The sequence below is a fragment of the Herbiconiux daphne genome (assembly GCF_024979295.1).
GTDB lineage: Bacteria > Actinomycetota > Actinomycetes > Actinomycetales > Microbacteriaceae > Herbiconiux > Herbiconiux daphnes.
The window spans coordinates 1-557 of sequence record NZ_JANLCJ010000689.1 but is presented as its reverse complement, the minus strand read 5'-3'; the positions used below and the strand labels follow the sequence as shown (position 1 = coordinate 557).

General features: G+C 41.8%; 2 protein-coding genes. Both read right to left on the bottom strand.

Features of this window, described 5'->3' with window-relative positions:
* The coding region (locus N1032_RS27185) for a hypothetical protein (RefSeq protein WP_259543815.1) at positions 1–338 on the bottom strand (338 nt) is incomplete at its 3' end.
* Between the two features lie 9 nt (positions 339–347).
* Positions 348–557: phage adaptor protein (locus N1032_RS27180; protein WP_259543814.1), on the bottom strand; the 210-nt coding region annotated here is incomplete at its 5' end.

Sequence of the window (557 nt, the reverse complement as noted above, 5' to 3'; positions counted from 1 at the left end):
GTATTAACTAGTGTTTGCATCTGAGTGTATTGAACCTGAATCTGATTCAATGCAGTGTCAAACTGGGCAATCTTACCATCAATACCAGCCATAGTTGTCTGGATATATTGAGCTTGTTGGTCAGCGAATTCAGCAGCTTTCTGAGCAGTTGTAACATAGACTAAAATATCTTTGACACTTGTCATGTCATTTGAAGTCCAACCAAATTGAGTTACGTTGACTGGACTTACATTTGAATCCGGAGATGCCGAACCACTTGTTGCTGTGTCAATTAATGATGCAAAATCAGCAGGAACATAAGCAGGTGGCTTCACTGGAACCGGAAGATTTACAGCCATTTAACCTCCTTAGGCACTAAACGCTGGAACAACAAGTGCAGAACCACTCCAATTAGCTTCATCGAGTTGCTGTTGAAGAGCTTGAGCAGCTTCTTGAGCTTTAGCCATCCAATATTGTTCCATCTCTGGGTCACGTAACCAAATAGAAGCATGGCGTAGGCACAGGTATAAAAGAATATCTGGAGCAATCAGAAGTGAGTATGGTTGGTCAGCATCAAA